Source organism: Bartonella sp. AA1HLJMS, from assembly GCF_042197445.1.
GTDB lineage: Bacteria > Pseudomonadota > Alphaproteobacteria > Rhizobiales > Rhizobiaceae > Bartonella.
On record NZ_JBHIRW010000167.1, the window covers coordinates 1 to 1,520 of the forward strand.

Here is a 1,520-nt window from a genome sequence, read left to right on the forward strand (position 1 = left end):
TAGCACCAAAGCTAAAACAGCCAAATGATAGGAACCGAGTGCCTATTAATAAAACAATCCCTGCCGAAATCAAGCGAGGAGACAGATGAAAAAGCGATTTATTATAACAGGAATGATTACCCTTTTGGGGATGATAAATTTAACTCTAACATCTAATTTTAGTTGGGGTTCTGAGAATAAGGGTTCAACTGCCCAAACTCTTTTGCCTTTTTCAAAAGAAGAATATCTGAAAATTATTGAGTTGTTAAAACAACAAATTACAACAAACGAAAACCAGATCGAAAACGCGAAAAAAATCTATCAGTCTATAACAGAAAGTGTAAAAGAGCAAATGAACATCTTACAAAAAGAAGCATTATTAGAAAGAAACAATGTCCATTTTTTGCAAGATCTGCTCTACCAACCCCCCCACGAAAACTACAGAAGGAATGTAAACATAATCAAAACGCATGGTTATATAGAACCCCTTCTAACTGCGGTTAAGGGCGAAGATATGAGGGCCATCTTCTCGTCAATGCCGCAGAAGAAAATACACAATATAATTAATACACGTCTTAACTATAATGGAATTATCGAGAAAGCCGTAAGTTTGCAGGCTTTCCAAGACGCAGAGAAGCGCTTTACACAAATTGCTGATTTCTTAAATGATATAGATAAAACAACAAATTTGAGAGAAGTTTTCGAGTTGCAAACACGCATTAAGAGCATGTCATCCATGCTCCAAAATGAATACACAAAGTTACAAATGGTCAGAAATTTAAGCAACAATGAAGAGACTCTTATCGATGTACAAAAACGTCTATTGTATAAAAAAATTATAAACTCTGCCAACAAAAAAATCCCCCAAATAAGATTGAACTAATAAAACTCTTTACAACATTGACTTTTTTCATGAAAACAAAAGCCACTGTAGAAGGTTCAGTACTCTCTGAACAATCAAGAGAGACACAAATATTTTATCAAAGCCAAGATATCGTGGTGAAAACACTTAGATAATATATAAATGCAAATGAAGCGTTTAGCATATATCTATGTTCCAAAGTGATAAAAAATTGAAAATTCGTTAAAGAGGAATTCCATGAATTTTACTGTGTTCACGCAACTTTTCAATAAAATTGATCAGATAACAAAAACATATGTCACGGATGTTTCCTCAAAAGCAATTGTTACAATTACACCCTTCGTTTCAATTGGAATCACAATCGCTTTCATCATCTACGGATGGCTCATCATCCGTGGCGCTATCGATATGCCTCTCTCCGGATTCGTAAACCGTTTCCTACGGATAAGTATTATTACTTCAATAGCTCTTACCACAGGACTTTATCAACCAGAAATCACAAATTTAATAACACAAATGCCCTATGAGTTATCAAAAGCGCTCATCGCAAACCCACTCGATGATAAACAATTAATGAATTTACTTGACAAAACAGCAGGCGGAGGATTTCAATATGCAGGACGTCTTTTCCAAGAAACCGTCTTCTTCGAGTCCAATGGATTGCTTTACAGTCTCTTAG

The 1,520-nt window shown here is 35.1% G+C and carries 2 protein-coding genes and 1 pseudogene; all 3 read left to right on the top strand.

Features of this window, described 5'->3' with window-relative positions; genetic code table 11:
* Positions 1-89 (top strand): annotated as a pseudogene (locus ACFIQE_RS10285) (TrwH protein); the annotation flags it as partial.
* A complete protein-coding gene (locus ACFIQE_RS10290) occupies positions 86-862 on the top strand; it encodes a type IV secretion system protein (protein ID WP_375707691.1) in 777 nt (258 codons plus the stop codon). The pseudogene ACFIQE_RS10285 and the gene ACFIQE_RS10290, both read left to right, overlap by 4 nt.
* A 216-nt stretch (positions 863-1,078) precedes the next feature.
* Positions 1,079-1,520: type IV secretion system protein (locus tag ACFIQE_RS10295; protein WP_375707692.1), on the top strand; the 442-nt coding region annotated here is incomplete at its 3' end.

What these genes read in the sequence shown, in the direction of transcription:
- ACFIQE_RS10290 (WP_375707691.1), top strand. Translation starts at nt 86, where the DNA reads ATGAAAAAGCGATTTATTATAACAGGAATGATTACCCTTTTGGGGATG.